1 protein-coding gene is annotated in these 782 nt (G+C 63.2%); it reads left to right on the top strand.

What is annotated here, in order from left to right; genetic code table 11:
- The coding region (locus QSK31_RS48510) for an IS5 family transposase (RefSeq protein ID WP_285691995.1) at window positions 1–738 on the top strand (738 nt) is incomplete at its 5' end.
- Window positions 739–782 lie beyond the last annotated feature (44 nt).

Below are 782 nucleotides of genomic sequence, written 5' to 3'. Positions count from 1 at the left end.
GGCGTCAAAGGCCGCGTCGCCACCCACGACATGCGCGAGATCTTCAACGCCATCCTCTACGTCAACCGCACCGGCATCGCCTGGCGCCACCTGCCCCACGACCTGCCGCCCTGGCAATCCGTCTACTGGTACTTCACCACCTGGACCACCGACGGCATCTTCACCGAACTCAACTACCACCTCAACGGCTTAGTACGTAACAAATCCGGCCGCACCCCCGCACCATCGGCCTCCATCATGGACACCCAGAGCGTGAAAACCTCCACCAACGTCCCCGCCGCCACCCAAGGCATCGACGCCGGCAAGAAAATCGTCGGCCGCAAACGCGGCATCATCACCGACACCCTCGGACTACTGCTCGCCGTGATCGTCACCGCCGCGTCCGTCAGCGACAACACCATCGGCACCCACCTGCTCGACCACGCCACCCGCACCTATCCCACCCTGACCAAGGCCTGGGTCGACGCCGGATTCAAGACCACCGTCGTCGAGCACGGCGCCGAACTCGGCGTCGACGTCGAGATCGTCACCAAGGACCCCCAGCTCAAAGGCTTCAGCGTCGTCAAACGGCGATGGGTCGTCGAACGCACCATCGGCTGGCTCATGCAACACCGCCGCCTGGCCCGCGACTACGAAACCCGTCCCACCGTCTCCGCCACCATGATCCAGATCGCCATGATCGACAACACCGCCAAACGCCTCACCGCCGAAACCACCCCAACCTGGCGATACGGCTAAACCCACATAACACGCAAAGTACGTGAATCAGACGTCCTCTGAGA

The organism is Actinoplanes sp. NBRC 103695 (genome assembly GCF_030269485.1).
Classification (GTDB): domain Bacteria; phylum Actinomycetota; class Actinomycetes; order Mycobacteriales; family Micromonosporaceae; genus Actinoplanes.
The sequence above is the reverse complement of the archived record's forward strand: the minus strand, read 5'-3'. Positions and strand labels throughout refer to the sequence as shown.